This is a genomic window from Streptomyces sp. NPDC027189 (assembly GCF_055566975.1).
In genome coordinates, this window is record NZ_JBVHRI010000021.1 from 109,537 (window position 1) to 123,303 (window position 13,767).

Sequence of the window (13,767 nt, forward strand, 5' to 3'; positions counted from 1 at the left end):
CTCGAAGCCACCGGTGTCTACTGCCGCCTGACCAGCCATCACCTCTGAGTATCTGGGCCTGCAGAGAGCATCTCGGTCGCGGCGCGCTCGACGTCCGCCTCCGACACAAGTACCAACTGAGCTGCTTTCCCCAGCGGGACGAAGCTGTCCACGCTCGCGACCCGTCTGACCGCCCCGGTGAATCTGGCATCGACCAGGGCGGTCACGACTCCCTCTGACACACCTCCCGTACGGCGGGTCTCGTCGACCACGAGGACGCGTCCCGTCGCACGGGCTTCCCGCAGCAGGTCGTCGAGCGGCAGGGGGGCCAGCCAGCGCAGGTCGACGACCCGGCTGGCGATGCCCTGTTGATCCAGTCGGCGTGCGGCTCGCAGGGAGATGGGGAGGCCGTTGCCGAAGGTTACGAGGGTCAGGTCTGTGCCTGTGCCGTAGGTGCGGGCTCGGCCGATCGGTACGTGGCCTGCGGGGGGCGGGTATGCCGCCAGCCAGGCGTTGTCGCCCTCCTCTTGGAGGTCTCGCGTGTGGTAGAGCGCGATCGGCTCCAGGAAGACGCTGACCGTGCCGTCCACCTTCGCGGTCGCCACGCACGTGCGGAGCATCGCCGCCGCGTCGTCCGGGCGGGAGGGGGAGGCAATGACCAGGCCGGGGATGTCGCGCAGGGCGCCGAGCGCGTTGTCGTTGTGGAAGTGGCCGCCGAAGCCGCGCTGGTAGCCGTAGCCGGCGATGCGGACCACGAGGGGGTTGCGGTACTGGCCCTGGGAGAAGAACTGGAGCGTGGCGGCCTCGCCTCGCAGTTGGTCTGCGGCGTTGTGCAGGTAGGCGAGGTATTGGATTTCGGGAACCGGCAGTAGTCCGGACAGGCCCGCCCCCAGCGCGAGGCCGAGGATGGACTGCTCGTCGAGCAAGGTGTCGAAGACCCGCGCGGTACCGAAACGCCGCTGGAGGCCCCGCGTCAGACCATAGACCCCACCCTTGCGGCCGACGTCCTCGCCGAAGACGACCATCTCCGGGTGGCTGCCGAGCAGGTCGGCGAGTGTGTGGGTGATGGCCTGGGCGAATGTGACGGGCTCGCCCACGGGGGCTGCGGGTGCTTCGGTTGTACGGCGTGCCGTAGCCGCCACGAGGTCGGGGCGGCGGGGTGCGATGGGGGCTGTGATCTGCGCGGCGGTGGTCAGGGGCTCGCTCTCCAGGGCCTCCTTGGCTACGGCGAACACCCGTCCGCTCACCTCGTCGTACCGGTCGAGAACCTGTTGCGGTGACAGGATGCCGGCCGCTGTGAGCAGCCGGGCCGTGGCCAGCAGTGGGTCGCGTTCCAGGTCCGCGGCGACTTCGGACGGCGTGCGGTAGGCGGCTTCGGCGTCCGAGCCCGCGTGGCCGAGGAAGCGCACCATCGACAGGTGCAGGAAGGCGGGTTGCCGGTTCTTGCGTACGTGGGTCACTGCCTCGCGCGCGGTGTCGAAGGCGGCCTGCGGATCGCAGCCGTCCGCGGCGAAGTAGGTGAGAGAAGGCCGGCTGCCGTAGGCCTGCCGCACCCAGTCGTGCGGTGTCGGGACGCTGATGCCCAGGCCGTTGTCCTCGCAGACGAACAGGATCGGCATCGGGAGGCCCTGGTAGGCCGCGTGGCAGGCGCTGTTGATGGCGCCTGCCGCCGTGGAGTGGTTGACCGAGGCGTCGCCGAAGGAGCAGCAGACGACGGCGTCGGCGGGCCAGGTGCACTCGGTTCCGAGCCGCTTGGCGCGGGCGATGCTCCATGCCACACCGACCGCTCGGGGCAGGTGGGAGGCGATGGTCGACGTCTGCGGGATGACGGCCAGTTCGTGGCGCCCGTATACCTTGTGCCGTCCACCGGCGATCGGCTCCTCGGCCCCGGCGGCCACCCCCAGCAGCATGTCCCTGACCGCGTCGACGCCGCCGGCCTGCCGGGCGCGGGCGCAGTAGAAGGCGCCGGATCGGTAGTGCAGTAGCGCCGGGTCGGTGGGGCGCAGGGCGAGGGCGAGTGCGGCGTTGCCCTCGTGCCCGCTCGATCCGATGGTGTAGTAGCCGCGGCCCTGTTGTTGCATCCAGCGTGCGGCGGCGTCGGTGTGCCGGCTCTCCAACTGCGCGTCGAACAGGTCCAGTGCGGTACCGGTGTCCAGTCCGCCGGCGTCGCGCAGCGGGATCGCCGCGTCCGCAGACCGCAGACCGGCTACCGCCTCGCGGAAGTGCCGCTCCAGGTCCTCGACGGCGCTCACAGGCGGAAGGACAGGTCGGGCTCGAGCGTGGCCACGTCCATCTGCGCTTTTTGCAGACGGCCGGAGTGGTCCCAGTTCATCGACTGCCAGCGGGTGAACTGGTCGAGCACCCACTGCCCCGACTGTCGACTGCCGTTGCCCGACTTGCCGTTGCCGCCGAAGGGAAGGTGGGCCTCGGCTCCGGAGGTGGTGTTGTTGACGCTGACCATGCCTGCGGAGATGCCGCGCCGGTACGTCCATACCTCGTGCGGATCGTTGGTGTAGATCGCGGCGGACAGTCCGTAGCCGTGGGCGTTGGCCAGATCGACGGCCTCGTCGAGGTCCCGGTAGGTCGTGACTCCGACGATGGGGCCGAAGGTCTCGTTGAGGAACAGTTCGTCGTCGCGGCGCACTCCGTCGACGATCACCGGGTGGTAGAACATGCCCGCCTCAGGGTCCCCGACGAAGCCCTTGCGCGGGTTGCCGGTCGTGATCCGCCCGATGCCGTCGGAGCCGTAGGTGCGGTGGTGGTCCTTGATCCAGCCGAGGAAGGTCTCGTAGCGCTGCGCGAAGCGCTCGTCGAGCATCGGGCCGTAGAGGACGTCCTCGAACGCGTCGCCGATCCGGGCCGCGCGGCTCGCGGCGTCGAAGCGGGCGAGGAAGTCCTCGTGCACCGACTCGTGCACGATGAGCGTCCCGAGGGAGGTGCAGCGCTGCCCCGCGGTGCCGAATCCGGAGAACAACGCCCCCTCCACCGCCAGGTCGAGGTTTGCGCTGGGGGTGACCACCTGGGGGTTCTTGCCGCCCAGCTCCAGGCAGGGGGTCTGCAGGTGGCTTCCGCACAGGGCGCCGATCTTCTGGCCGACGAGCGTGGAGCCCGTGAAGCCGACCTTGTCGACCAGGCCGGCGTCGAGGGAGGCCTCCAGACCGGCGTATGTCTGCTCCCCGTCGGAGAGGACGAGGTTGAGTACGCCGTCGGGCAAGCCCCCTCCGTGCACGAACACCTCGAAGAGGGCCTTGGCGCTCGCGGCGGCGTACTCGGCGGGCTTCCACACCACGGTGTTGCCGGTCACGAGCGCCGGTACGAGGTACCAGGACGGCACGGCCACCGGGAAGTTGCCGGCGGTGATCACCGCGACCGCGCCCACGGGGTTGCGGAAGGTGAACAGCTGCTTGTCCGGCATCTCCGAGGGCACCGTCTGCCCGTACAGCCGGCGCCCCTCGCCCAGGAAGAAGTCGCAGGTGTCGATGATCTCCTGGACCTCGCCGAGTGCCTCGGCCAGCGGCTTGCCGATCTCCTCGGTCACGATGCGGGCGAGTTGGTCCTTGTTCGCCTCGACGAGCCGGCCGATCTTTCCGATCGCGGACCCGCGCACCGGCGCCGGAACGTCCGCCCAGGACCGCTGAGCCGCCTTCGCGGCCCTGGCGGCCTCGACGAAGGTCGAGGCGTCCCCGAGCGAGACCTCGGTGACCACTTCGGCGGTATGACCGGGATTGGGGCGCCGAAGAGTCCCGCCGGGAGCGCCGGCGACCGGATGGCCGGCAACGATCGAGGCGACGGAACGGGCCATGTCTTTGCCCTGCCTTTCGAGTGGGTTGGGCTGGGGTGGCTGGTACGGGGTCGGCTCGTACGGGATCGTCCGGTACGTCAGTGGAGACCGGCGAGGATCCGGTCGAGGGCCCGCAGGGCGAACCCGAGCTCGTCCCGGGTGATGGACAGGGCTGGGCGGAAGCGCACCGTACGCTCACCGCACGGCAATGCGATCACCTGCTCCTCGGTTCGCAGCCTGCGCACCACGTCATCGCGCACGGCGCCGTCAGGCAGATCGATGGCGCACATCAGTCCGCGGCCTCGCGCGTTGGCCGCCATCGGTGTGTGTCGGACTTCGAGATCACGCAGTTCGGTCAGGAACCACGCTCCCACGGCAGCGGCATTGGCCACCAGGTCGTCCCTTTCGATGATCTCCAGGATGCGGCGGGCCCGGACCATGTCGACGAGTCCGCCGCCCCAGGTGGAGTTGATCCGCCCGGAGACCCGGAGGACGTTGTCGGGTACCTGGTCGACCCGGCGGCCGGCCATGATGCCGCCGAGCTGGACCTTCTTGGCGAAGGCGACGATATCCGGCTCCAGACCGAGTTGCTGGTAGGCCCAGGTGGTGCCGGTGATCCCCACCCCGGTCTGCACCTCGTCGAGCACGAACAGCGCGTCGTACTCGTGGCAGAGCGCCTGCATCGCCTGCAGGAACTCCGGGCGCATGTGGTTGTCGCCGCCCTCGCCCTGGATCGGCTCGGCGATGAAGCAGGCGATGTCGTGCGGGTTGTCCTCGAACGCTCGCCGCGCCTGCGCGAGGGCCTCTCGCTCGGCCTCCGCGACCTCGGCGAGGTGGCGCTCGAGGGGGAAGCGCACCGCGGGTACGTCGATGCGCGGCCAGTCGAACTTCGGGAAGCGGGCCGTCTTGTTGGGCTCGGTGTTGGTCAGCGAGAGGGTGTACCCGCTGCGGCCGTGGAACGCCTTCCGAAGGTGGAGCACCTTGGTGCCGAGCTCGGGGGAGCGGCCTGCGGCCTCGTTGCGGCGGCTCTTCCAGTCGAACGCCGTCTTGAGCGCGTTCTCGACGGCGAGCGCCCCGCCCTCGACGAAGAACAGTCTCGGCAGGTCCGGATCGCCCAGCACCCGGGCGAACGTCTCGACGAACTCGGCGTAGTGCGTGGTGTAGACGTCGGGGTTGGCGGGCTTGTTCGCCGCCACCTGTGCGAGGAGGGTCATGAACTCCGGGTCGTCCACGATGCCCCGCGCGTTGAGCCCCAGCGGGGCGGACGCGAAGAACGAGTAGAGGTCGAGGAACTTCCCACCGGTGCGCGCGTCGACGATCCACGATCCCTGGCTGTCGAGCGGGTCGAGCACAAGCTTGAAACCGTCGGTCAGCACATGCCGGCCGAGTCTCTCGTGCACCTCGTCGGGGTGGACTGTCGACACTGCGGCAACCGTCATGGAGGCACCTACTCTCGATAGCCGTCTACCGAAGAAACTTCGTTGAACGCGAGAATCAGCGAAGATATTTTAGATATCAGGCGGTAGAGGCCGCAAGGTTTTGTGCAGCGGTAGATGCGGATGCGTCGATCGGTGGAGCTGCGCATTGAGCCGACGCTCGTGAGTGCGCGCTCTCAGAGGTCGACTGGCGACACGTCGTCGCCGAGCGGGGGGTGGACCCGCGTCAGCAGCCGCTCCAGGGAAGATCGTCCATGATCAGCAGGACGGGGCTGTCGTCGGCCGCCGACCGGAGCAGGGCCAGCGTGGCGTTGCAGACGACCAGGCGCTCAGGAGGCGGGCCGGCGCCGAAACCCAGGGCGACGGTCATGGCTTCTCTGCCGGAGGCGGTGAGCCGGTCGAGTGTGCTGTGCAGCGGCAGCAGGATCTGGTTCAGCGCCGAGTAGCTGACGTCCGCCTCGAACTCGGCACCCGCCGCGCGCAGCACACGGGTCCCTTTCTGCGAGGCGGCCCTGGCCACGGCGTCCAGCACCGCGGACTTGCCGACGCCGGGGTCTCCGGACAGCAGCAGGGCGCCGCTCGCACGCTGCTCGAACAACCCAAGGATGTGGTCCAGGTCGCGCTCGCGTCCCACCAGGAGGTCGGCGGCGCCGGCGTGCAGCGCATCAGCGAACACCACGTGCCACCACCCATTCCGCGTCCGGCCCGGCTGTGGTCGAGGGGCCTGACTTGGGGGGGCACGGTAGCGGATGCCGCAGGTCCGTGCGGTGCGCTGAACGGCTCCGGGGCGGACCGTACCGCGACGCGCGCGTCGTCCGCTTCCTCCCGAAACTTGCCATCTGCGTCCCTCTGTCGATGCCCAGCCATTGCAGGAGCGCGCGGGTCCGCGCCGGTGCCGTCCCTGCCGGCGTCACGGCGCGGTCGCGGGGAGTGGCCGGCGGCTCGCTGTGCGCGACGGCGCCCTCTGGGCTCGCAGGTTCAGCGTGCGGGCCCGCGCTCACGGCGCATGTGCTGCGGCGGGACGAGATCTGGCCGCGCTCACGGCGCATGCCGCGGCGGGGCGAGATCTCCCTGTCCGATGCGGCTGGCGCTCGCGCTCGGCGCCGAGGCCGTCCTTGTCGGACGCCCGTACGGCCCGGGCGGCTGCGGAGGCCGATTCCCTTGTCCGGCAGTATTTCTGACGATACGTCACAGTGAACTCCACTGCCGTCCCGCTCCGTTCGCCCTCCGCGGTCGCCGATCACAACGCGGGTTTCCTCGGCGGCCAGACGCAGACCTTCCCGGACCGGACGGAGCAGGGCGCTGGGTGGAAGGCAGATCTCCAGGCGGGAGGAGGTCTCCGTGGGGTGAGAAGCCAGTCGTTGAACCTGCCGATCCTGATCGTCCCCTTCCGCAATCAGCGCTCCACTGTCTGGGCGCCCCGCTCTTGCCGCGCACCGTCTCGAGCGCTTCAATGCCCTCACCCTCCACAGGAGAACGCCTCTCCCACACCCACCGAAGGGGTTCTTCTTGACCGCCGTACGCGCCACCGCCGTCACCGCAGCGGCCTGCGCCACCGTGCTCGCCACCGCGCTGCCCTCCTCCGCGATCAACTCCTACAACGCGACACCCGCGCCCGAACGCACCGAAGTCGGCGCGCTCGTGGCCACCTGGGACAACGACAACAACCCGGCGACCCCGGATCGGGTCGACTGGGTCTGCTCGGGCACGATGATCGACGCGGACACATTCCTGACCGCGGCACACTGCACCACGGACTGGCCGGACAACGTGAGGTTCTACGTCTCGCTCGACCAGGACGTGCAGGCGGGACTGGACGCCGCCGCGAAGAAGTACCCCGGCGATCCGGCCGCACAGGCCAACGCCGTCGCCGTCCAAGGCACGGCCCACAGCCACCCCGACTACCCGGGCCCCGCCTCGGACCCGCACGACATCTCGGTGATCGAACTACCCGCCGCGAAGGTCAAGAGCCGCTGGTCCTTCACCCCGGCTGCCCTGCCGACCGCGAACCAGCTGGGCGCACTCGGCCCACAGGCGCTGAACTCCACCGACTGGCTCGTCGCCGGATACGGCACTCAGGAAGCAGTCAACGGCCCGGGCGGACAGACACATCCGGGCGGCGGTGTGCGCATGAAGGCGCCCGTGACCTTCAACGCCCTCAACAACGCCTGGGTGCGTCTGGCCATGACCGAGCCACAGGGCAACGGCGGCGCCTGTTACGGCGATTCCGGCGGCCCCAACTTCGCAGTCGTCGGCGGCAAGAGCATCCTTGCGGCGACGACCATCACCGGCGATACCCCGTGTTACGCCACGAACGTTTCGTACCGGCTGGACACTCCGGGTGCAAGGGCCTTCCTGTCACCGTTCGTGAGACTGCCCTAGGTTCTCACGAGGTCGGGGACTGGCGCGGTGGCTGACGCTCCGCTTCCAGTCCCCACCGCTTCAAGCTCGTCGAATGCCTGTCAGAGCGCGTCGACCCCGCTCACCCTCCAGCCGTCGGACGTGCGCGTCAGCGTCATCCGGACCCGGTTCAGGTCCACGCGCGAGCCCGAGACCTGGGTGCTCGTGGTCACCTGGTTGACGAAGAGGAGGACCACGGCCCGGTCTGCCGAGGTCGAGATCACGGAGGCTGCCGGGGAGCCGCCGGTGGGCTGCGCGACCGTCGCCTTCACCACACCGTGGTATTTCTTGGCCGTCGGGCCGACCACCGTCGTGGTGGTCTTTCGGTACTCGTCGCGGAAGTGGCCGGTGAGTCGGGCGCGGGCCGCTGCGAAGTCGCGGTCGAGGTGGCGGTAGTCGTACGAGAGCACGACGGGTGCTGCCTGCCGCGCGGCTGTGAGTGCCTGTCCGCGCGCCTGGTCGGCCCGGACTCCCTCCCGGTACTGCCATCCGAGCACGGCGGCCGCGACCAGGCCCGCCACGAGCAGGACGCACAGGACCGCGGTGAGCAGCCGCCGCCGAACGCGCCGCGGCGCCCTGCCGGGGCCGGGTTCGTCCTCCTCCTGCCGCGCGTCCTCCTCGAAAGACTCCGGCGAAGGCTCCGGTGGGTCGTCCCAGCCGTCCTTCTCTGGGGCCTCGACGAGCACGGTGCGTCCGGGGGCCGGTGCCTCGGGCCGCCCCCGGGCCTCCTCATCAGTGGCTGCCGGGTCCGGTTCGCGGTGGCCGCGCTCCGCGCGCTTGGCCGCCGCGCGGGCGGCCGCGGTGATGGTGCGCCGCGTGCCGGGTCCGGAGCCGCGGCCTCGGGTGGTCGTCTTCGTCACGGTCTTACTCCTCAAGTCCTCAAGTCCCCATGTCTTCATGTCTTCATGTCTTCATGTCCTCATGGGGCCTACGGCGGTCGATCGCGGTCAGCCGACGAACTCGACGTCCGAGGTCAACCAGCGGCCGTCCCGGTGCACCAGGTCGAGCTGGAGCCGATAGGTGCGCGCCTCGCCCTTGGGGGCGGCGGTGTTGGTCACCTTGCTGTCGGCGACCACCAGCACGCGGGCCGAGTGCTCGTCGGAGCGGACGATGCCCGCCTCCAGGACCTGGCCCTCGGAGACCGACTTGTTCTGGGCGACCAGCTGCGTCAGCTGCTCGGTCTGCGCGGCGAACTGCTTCTTGAAGTCGCCGGTGGCGCCCTCGAGGACGTTCGCGCTGTCCCGGTCGTAGTGCCGGTAGTCGAGCGAGGTGAAGTTCAGCGCCGACTGGCGGGCCGCGGCCAGGATGTCCTGGCGTCGCTGCTGAGCCTCGCGTTGGTCGACCAGCCCGAGGGTCAGCCAGATCGTCAGCGCGGTGGTGAGGACGGTCGCCACGACGAGCCCCACCGACCAGGCCTTGCCCGGCAGGGCACTTCTCATGGCCCTGATCGACAGGGCACTTCTCATGGCTCTGCTCATGCCATCGGTCCGACCAGCAACCATTGCCACGACTCCCCTCCGAACACCGCCTGTTGGCCGCCCGTCGAGCCGATCTCGACGGGCCTTCCGTCCGGGCCGGTGGCGGTGCCGGTCTCCGGGTCGTACGGCGTGATGTACGCCGTCTGGTTCGCGCCGCCGGAAGCGGTCGACGTGCCGGGGGCGTTCTGCGCGCCCCGCACCGACGTCTTGCTTCCGCGCGGGGCCGTGCAGCGCGCGTCGGTGTTCGCCGCGCGCGTGCTGGTGTCCGAGGGGTCGCGCCGAGTTGTCCCGTATCCCTGGGTGCACGGCGGCGGGTCGTCGGCGTTCACCACCAGGCCGAAGTGGGTGGTGCCGTCGCCCGGGACGACCGTGTAGCTGCCCGCGACCAGCGCCGGGAAGGTGACCAGGGACTGCTCCACGCCGGGCAGGCGGGCCAGCGTGACCTGGCCGCCGCTGATCAGGTTGGCCAGCAGGACCGAGAGCCGTGGACCGGTGGACTTCAGCAGCGAGTTCACCTGCTGGGCGGCCGGCGTCGCGTTGCCGATCAGCTTGCGCAGGTCCCCGTCGCTCGACTTCAGCTGTGCGCTGAGCGCCGCCAGATCGTGCGCGAACGACTTGATGGACGAGCCCTGGTCGGTCTGCGTCTTGAGGACCTTCCGCGAGTCCTCGATGAGCGAGATCGTCTGGGGGAGTGAATCGGACGCCGACTCCACGAGCGCGTTGCCCGAGTCCACCAAGCGGCTCAGATTCGGGCCGGTGCCGGAGAAGGCCTTGCCCAGCTCGTCGACTGTGACCTGGAGATCGTCCTTGCCGACCGAGTTCACCAGGCGGTCCAGGCTGAGGACCAGGTCCGTGGTGGGCAGCGGCACGCGGGTGCTGCCGCGGGGGATGGCGCTGCCGTCGAGGAGGTACGGGCCGTGGGAGGTGCGCGGCTGCAGATCTACGTACTGCTCGCCCACCGCCGAGCGGTTCGCCACCACGGCGAGGGTGTCCGCCGGGATGCGCGGCGCGCCGTCCTTGATGTCGAGGGCGACCGAGACGCCGTCGGCGCCGGTCAGTCGCAGCGCGCCGACGCGGCCCACCGGCACCCCGCGGTACGTGACCTCGGCGCCGGGGAAGATGCCCCCGGAGTCGGCGAAGTCGGCCTGCACGGTGTAGCCGCGGCCCAGGATGTCGTCCACCAGGCCCGTGTACTCGGCGCCGACGTACGACACCCCGACGGCGGTGACCGTGGCGAAGGCGAGGAGTTGGGCCTTGACCGTACGGGTGATCACGGCTGGACTCCCTTCAGCATCAGCTCCGCGAGCGCGAGGTTGATCCCCTCGGGCAGGTCCGCGTCGCTTGTGCCGGTCATGTAGCTGCTGGTGCACACCGGCGGGCACAGCGGCCCGCCGCCACTCGACGGGGCCGACGGGGACGACGGCACCGAGGGGGACGACGGCAGGCTCGGTGTGCTCGGCAGCGCGGTGGGTGTCGGAACGCTTGGCAGCTCGGGGAGCTTTGGTACGTCGGGAGTGCCGGGCTTCTGGGAATCGCCGTTGCCCCGATCGGAGTTGCCGCCCGTCACGTTCCCGTAGATGCCGGCCAGGTCGAGATCCGCGGTGATGTGGAGATTGACGTAGTCACCCTTGACGGCGTCCACCGCGTTGCGCGGGAACGGGTAAGTGGTCAGCAGCTCCAGGGAGTTGGGCAGATCGTTGCCCGCCTTGTTCAGCTGTTGCAGGATCGGCCGCAGCTGTTTGAGGTTCGCGACCGTGTCGTCGTGCGAGGCCGTGACCACCTTGGTGCCCGTCTTGCCCAGCTTCGACAGGGCGGTGAGCATCCTCGTCAGATCGCGCCGCTGGTCGGCGAGGACCTTCAGGGCGGGCGGCATCGTGTCGACGGCCTGGGCGATCGTCTTCTTCTCCTTGCCGAGCCGGCCCGCGAGCCGGTCGACCGCCTCGAGGGCGTGGACGATGTCCTTCCGCTGGTCGTCCAGGCCGCCGATGAAGGTGTTCAGCTCCTTGAGCAGCGATCTGACCCGGTTCTCCCGGCCGTCCAGAGCCTTGTTCAGCTCCACGGTGATCGTCTTGAGCTGGGCCACTCCGCCGCCGTTGAGCAGGGCGGACAGCGCGGACAGCACCTCCTCGATCTCCGGATTGCGGCCGCTGCGGGACAGCGGGATGCGGTCGCCGTCGCCGAGCCGGCCCACGGGAGCGGTGCCGGTCGGGGCGGAGAGGGCGACGTACTTCTCGCCGAGCATGCTGGTCTGCCGCAGCTCGGCGATCGCGTTGGCGGGCAGCTTCACCGAGTCGGCGACCCGGAGCCGTACGCGCGCGTGCCAGCCGTTCAGCTCCACCTTCTCGACCGCGCCCACGGTGACGTTGTTGACCTTCACCGCCGACTGTGGCACCAGGTCGAGGACGTCGCGGAACTCGACGGTGACGTGGTAGGCGTGACCGTCGGCGGCGGCTCCGCCGGGCAGCTGGACGTCGTACCAGCCGTTGAACTCGCAGCCGGACAGCAGTAGCGAGCCGACCGCGGCCCACGCGACCGCCCCGACCTTGCGCAGTGCGCTCATGCGCTCGCCCCCAGAATTCCGCCGAGCGTCCGGTCGACCGTTCCCGTCACCGCGGAACCCTGCGGCACCTTCGGCAGGGAGTCGAAGAGGTCCTTCAGCTCCTTGCAGTCGGGGTTCTTGCCGCCTTCGTCGCCCGTCGTCTTCAGCACGGAGCACAGCAGCGAGGCCGGATCCTGTGCCTGCTGCGCGTTGTTGCGGGTGTCGAGGGTTCCCGAGGACGGGTTGTAGGCGTTGTTCAGGTTCGACAGACCCGTGGGAGCGACCTCCAACAGCTCGGCCAGCGCGGCCCGTTGGGTGACGAGCACCTTGGTCACCTTGCTCAGGCCCTGCACGTTCGAGGTCAGCGACTTCTTGTTGTTCTTCACGAAGGAGGACACATCACCGAGCGCAGTCCCCAGGTTCTTGAGCGCGTCCGCGAGATCCTTGCGCTCGCCCGCGAGCTGCCCGGCGACCTCGGCGAGGCTGGTGTTGAAGGACCGCACGCTCTTGTCGTCGGCGGCCAGCGCCGCCGTGAACACCTGCAGGTTCCGTACCGTGCCGAAGAGGTCCGTGCGGCCGTCGGACAGCGTGGTGACCGCCTGCGAAAGGTCCTCGACCATCTGGTTGAGGTTCTCGCCCTGGCCGTCGAGGTTGTCCGCACTCACCCCGAGCAGCCGCGACAGCGCGCCGTCCTGGTTGGCGCCCTTGGGGCCGAGCGCGTCGGCCGTGGTGTGCAGACTGTCGAAGATGCGGTCCAGTTCGACCGGCACGGCCGTCCGCGTCTCGGGGATGACGGCGCCGTTCCGCAGTACCGGGCCCTTTCGGTACACCGGCAGCAGCTGCACGTAACGGTCGCTGACCACCGAGGAGTTGATGATCGCGGCCTTGGCATCCGCCGGGACCTTGCGGCCCTCGTCGTACTTCAGCTCCACCCGCACCCGGTCGCCCTGCGGCGTGATCTTCTCGACCTCACCGATCCGGACGCCGAGGACGCGGACGTCCGAGCCGGGGTAGATGCCGACGGTGCGCGGGAAGTACGCGGTGATGTGCACGGACTCGGAGCGCGGCCACAGGACGTAGGTGAGCCCGGCGACGAGGGCGAGTGAGGTGATGACGGCCACGCGCCTCTTCAGGTTCTTCACTGGGTGCCTCCCGTGCGCGGCACCACCGGAGCGGCGACCAGGTTCTGGACGTAGCTGTCGAACCAGCGGCCGTTGCCGAGGGCGTTGGTGAAGACCCGGACGTACGGCGCGAGCAGCTTGACGCTCCGGTCCAGGCTCGACTGATTGCGTTCGAGCATCCGCACCACGGTGTTCAGGCCCTTGAGCGCGGGCCCGATCTCCTTGTCGTTGTCCGCGACCAGGCCGGAGAGCTCGATGCCGAGCGCGGCGGAGCTCTTCAGCAGCTTGTGGATCGCCGTGCGTCGCTTGCTGATCTCCTTGAACAGCTTGTCGCCGTCCTTGACCAGCGCGGTGAAGTCCTCGGAGTGCTCGGCCAGCACGCCCGTGACGCCGTTCGCGTGGTCGAGGAGTTCGCCCAGCGCCTTGTCACGCGAAGCGACCGTCCGGGAGATCCTCGACAGGCCCTTGATGGACGCCCGCACCTCGGCGGGCGAGTCCTGGAAGGTGGTGGAGATGGTGTCCAGGGCCTTCGCCAGCCGGTCGGTGTCGACCTTCTCCGTCGTGGTGGTGAGATCGCTGAACGCCTGCACGACGTCGTACGCCGGAACCGTCCGCTTGAGCGGGATCTCGCTGCCTGGCTTCAGCTGCCCCGATCCCTTGGGGTGCAGCGCGAGGTACTTCGCGCCGAGGATCGTCTTGACCCGGATCGAGGCACCGGTCTCGGTGCCGAACCTCGGATCGCCCTTGATCTTGAAGGTGACCTTGACGTGGTCGCCGTCCAGATCGACGTCCTCGACCTTGCCGACCTTGACGCCGGCGATCCGCACCTCGTCGCCGGGCTTGAGGCCGCCCGCCTCCGAGAAGGCCGCGCTGTACGTGTCGCCGCCGCCGATCAGCGGCAGGCTGTCGGCGTTGAACGCGGCCACGGTCAGCAGCCCCAGGATGGTGAGGCCGACGGCTCCGATCACCACGGGGTTGCGCTCCCGGAACGGGATCAGGCGCGGGCGGCGTATCCGTATGCGGGGCAGCTTCG

The 13,767-nt window shown here is 69.6% G+C and carries 11 protein-coding genes; 1 reads left to right on the forward strand and 10 read right to left on the reverse strand.

Going from position 1 to position 13,767, the window contains the following annotated elements:
• Positions 1 to 38: 38 nt before the first annotated feature.
• From ACZ4RZ_RS36845 to ACZ4RZ_RS36860, 4 genes are all read right to left on the reverse strand, one after another.
• Positions 39 to 2,231 (reverse strand): thiamine pyrophosphate-dependent enzyme, encoded by a 2,193-nt coding sequence (locus ACZ4RZ_RS36845; protein ID WP_467751279.1) that lies wholly within the window; start codon positions 2,229 to 2,231, stop codon positions 39 to 41.
• The gene (locus tag ACZ4RZ_RS36850) at positions 2,228 to 3,781 is read right to left on the reverse strand and encodes an aldehyde dehydrogenase family protein (protein WP_467751281.1); all 1,554 of its coding nucleotides are present in this window, start codon (positions 3,779 to 3,781) and stop codon (positions 2,228 to 2,230) included. Before ACZ4RZ_RS36850 ends, ACZ4RZ_RS36845 begins: the two co-directional genes overlap by 4 nt.
• Positions 3,782 to 3,858: 77 nt before the next feature.
• Complete coding sequence (gene lat / locus ACZ4RZ_RS36855; protein WP_467751282.1) at positions 3,859 to 5,199, reverse strand: L-lysine 6-transaminase; 1,341 nt, start codon at positions 5,197 to 5,199, stop codon at positions 3,859 to 3,861.
• Positions 5,200 to 5,422: 223 nt separating this feature from the next.
• The gene (locus ACZ4RZ_RS36860) at positions 5,423 to 5,875 is read right to left on the reverse strand and encodes an ATP-binding protein (protein ID WP_467751284.1); all 453 of its coding nucleotides are present in this window, start codon (positions 5,873 to 5,875) and stop codon (positions 5,423 to 5,425) included.
• An 830-nt stretch (positions 5,876 to 6,705) separates the two neighbouring features.
• On the opposite strand from ACZ4RZ_RS36860, the gene ACZ4RZ_RS36865 reads away from it, so the two are divergent.
• Positions 6,706 to 7,578: a trypsin-like serine protease gene (locus ACZ4RZ_RS36865; protein ID WP_467751286.1), complete on the forward strand. Its 873-nt coding sequence runs from the start codon at positions 6,706 to 6,708 to the stop codon at positions 7,576 to 7,578.
• Positions 7,579 to 7,658: 80 nt separating this feature from the next.
• Here ACZ4RZ_RS36865 and ACZ4RZ_RS36870 read toward each other — a convergent pair whose 3' ends face one another.
• From ACZ4RZ_RS36870 to ACZ4RZ_RS36895, 6 genes are all read right to left on the reverse strand, one after another.
• Positions 7,659 to 8,456: a hypothetical protein gene (locus tag ACZ4RZ_RS36870; RefSeq protein WP_467751288.1), complete on the reverse strand. Its 798-nt coding sequence runs from the start codon at positions 8,454 to 8,456 to the stop codon at positions 7,659 to 7,661.
• 87 nt (positions 8,457 to 8,543) lie between these two features.
• Complete coding sequence (locus tag ACZ4RZ_RS36875) at positions 8,544 to 9,035, reverse strand: hypothetical protein (protein WP_467751290.1); 492 nt, start codon at positions 9,033 to 9,035, stop codon at positions 8,544 to 8,546.
• Between the two features lie 35 nt (positions 9,036 to 9,070).
• On the reverse strand, positions 9,071 to 10,348 hold the full coding sequence (locus tag ACZ4RZ_RS36880) for an MCE family protein (RefSeq protein ID WP_467751291.1): 1,278 nt from the start codon (positions 10,346 to 10,348) through the stop codon (positions 9,071 to 9,073).
• Positions 10,345 to 11,634, reverse strand: a complete 1,290-nt coding sequence (locus tag ACZ4RZ_RS36885; RefSeq protein WP_467751292.1) for an MCE family protein — start codon at positions 11,632 to 11,634, stop codon at positions 10,345 to 10,347. The genes ACZ4RZ_RS36880 and ACZ4RZ_RS36885 overlap by 4 nt, the downstream gene beginning before the upstream one ends.
• The gene (locus tag ACZ4RZ_RS36890; RefSeq protein ID WP_467751293.1) at positions 11,631 to 12,755 is read right to left on the reverse strand and encodes an MCE family protein; all 1,125 of its coding nucleotides are present in this window, start codon (positions 12,753 to 12,755) and stop codon (positions 11,631 to 11,633) included. The genes ACZ4RZ_RS36885 and ACZ4RZ_RS36890 overlap by 4 nt, the downstream gene beginning before the upstream one ends.
• The gene (locus ACZ4RZ_RS36895; protein WP_467751348.1) at positions 12,752 to 13,732 is read right to left on the reverse strand and encodes an MCE family protein; all 981 of its coding nucleotides are present in this window, start codon (positions 13,730 to 13,732) and stop codon (positions 12,752 to 12,754) included. The genes ACZ4RZ_RS36890 and ACZ4RZ_RS36895 overlap by 4 nt, the downstream gene beginning before the upstream one ends.
• Positions 13,733 to 13,767: the final 35 nt, after the last annotated feature.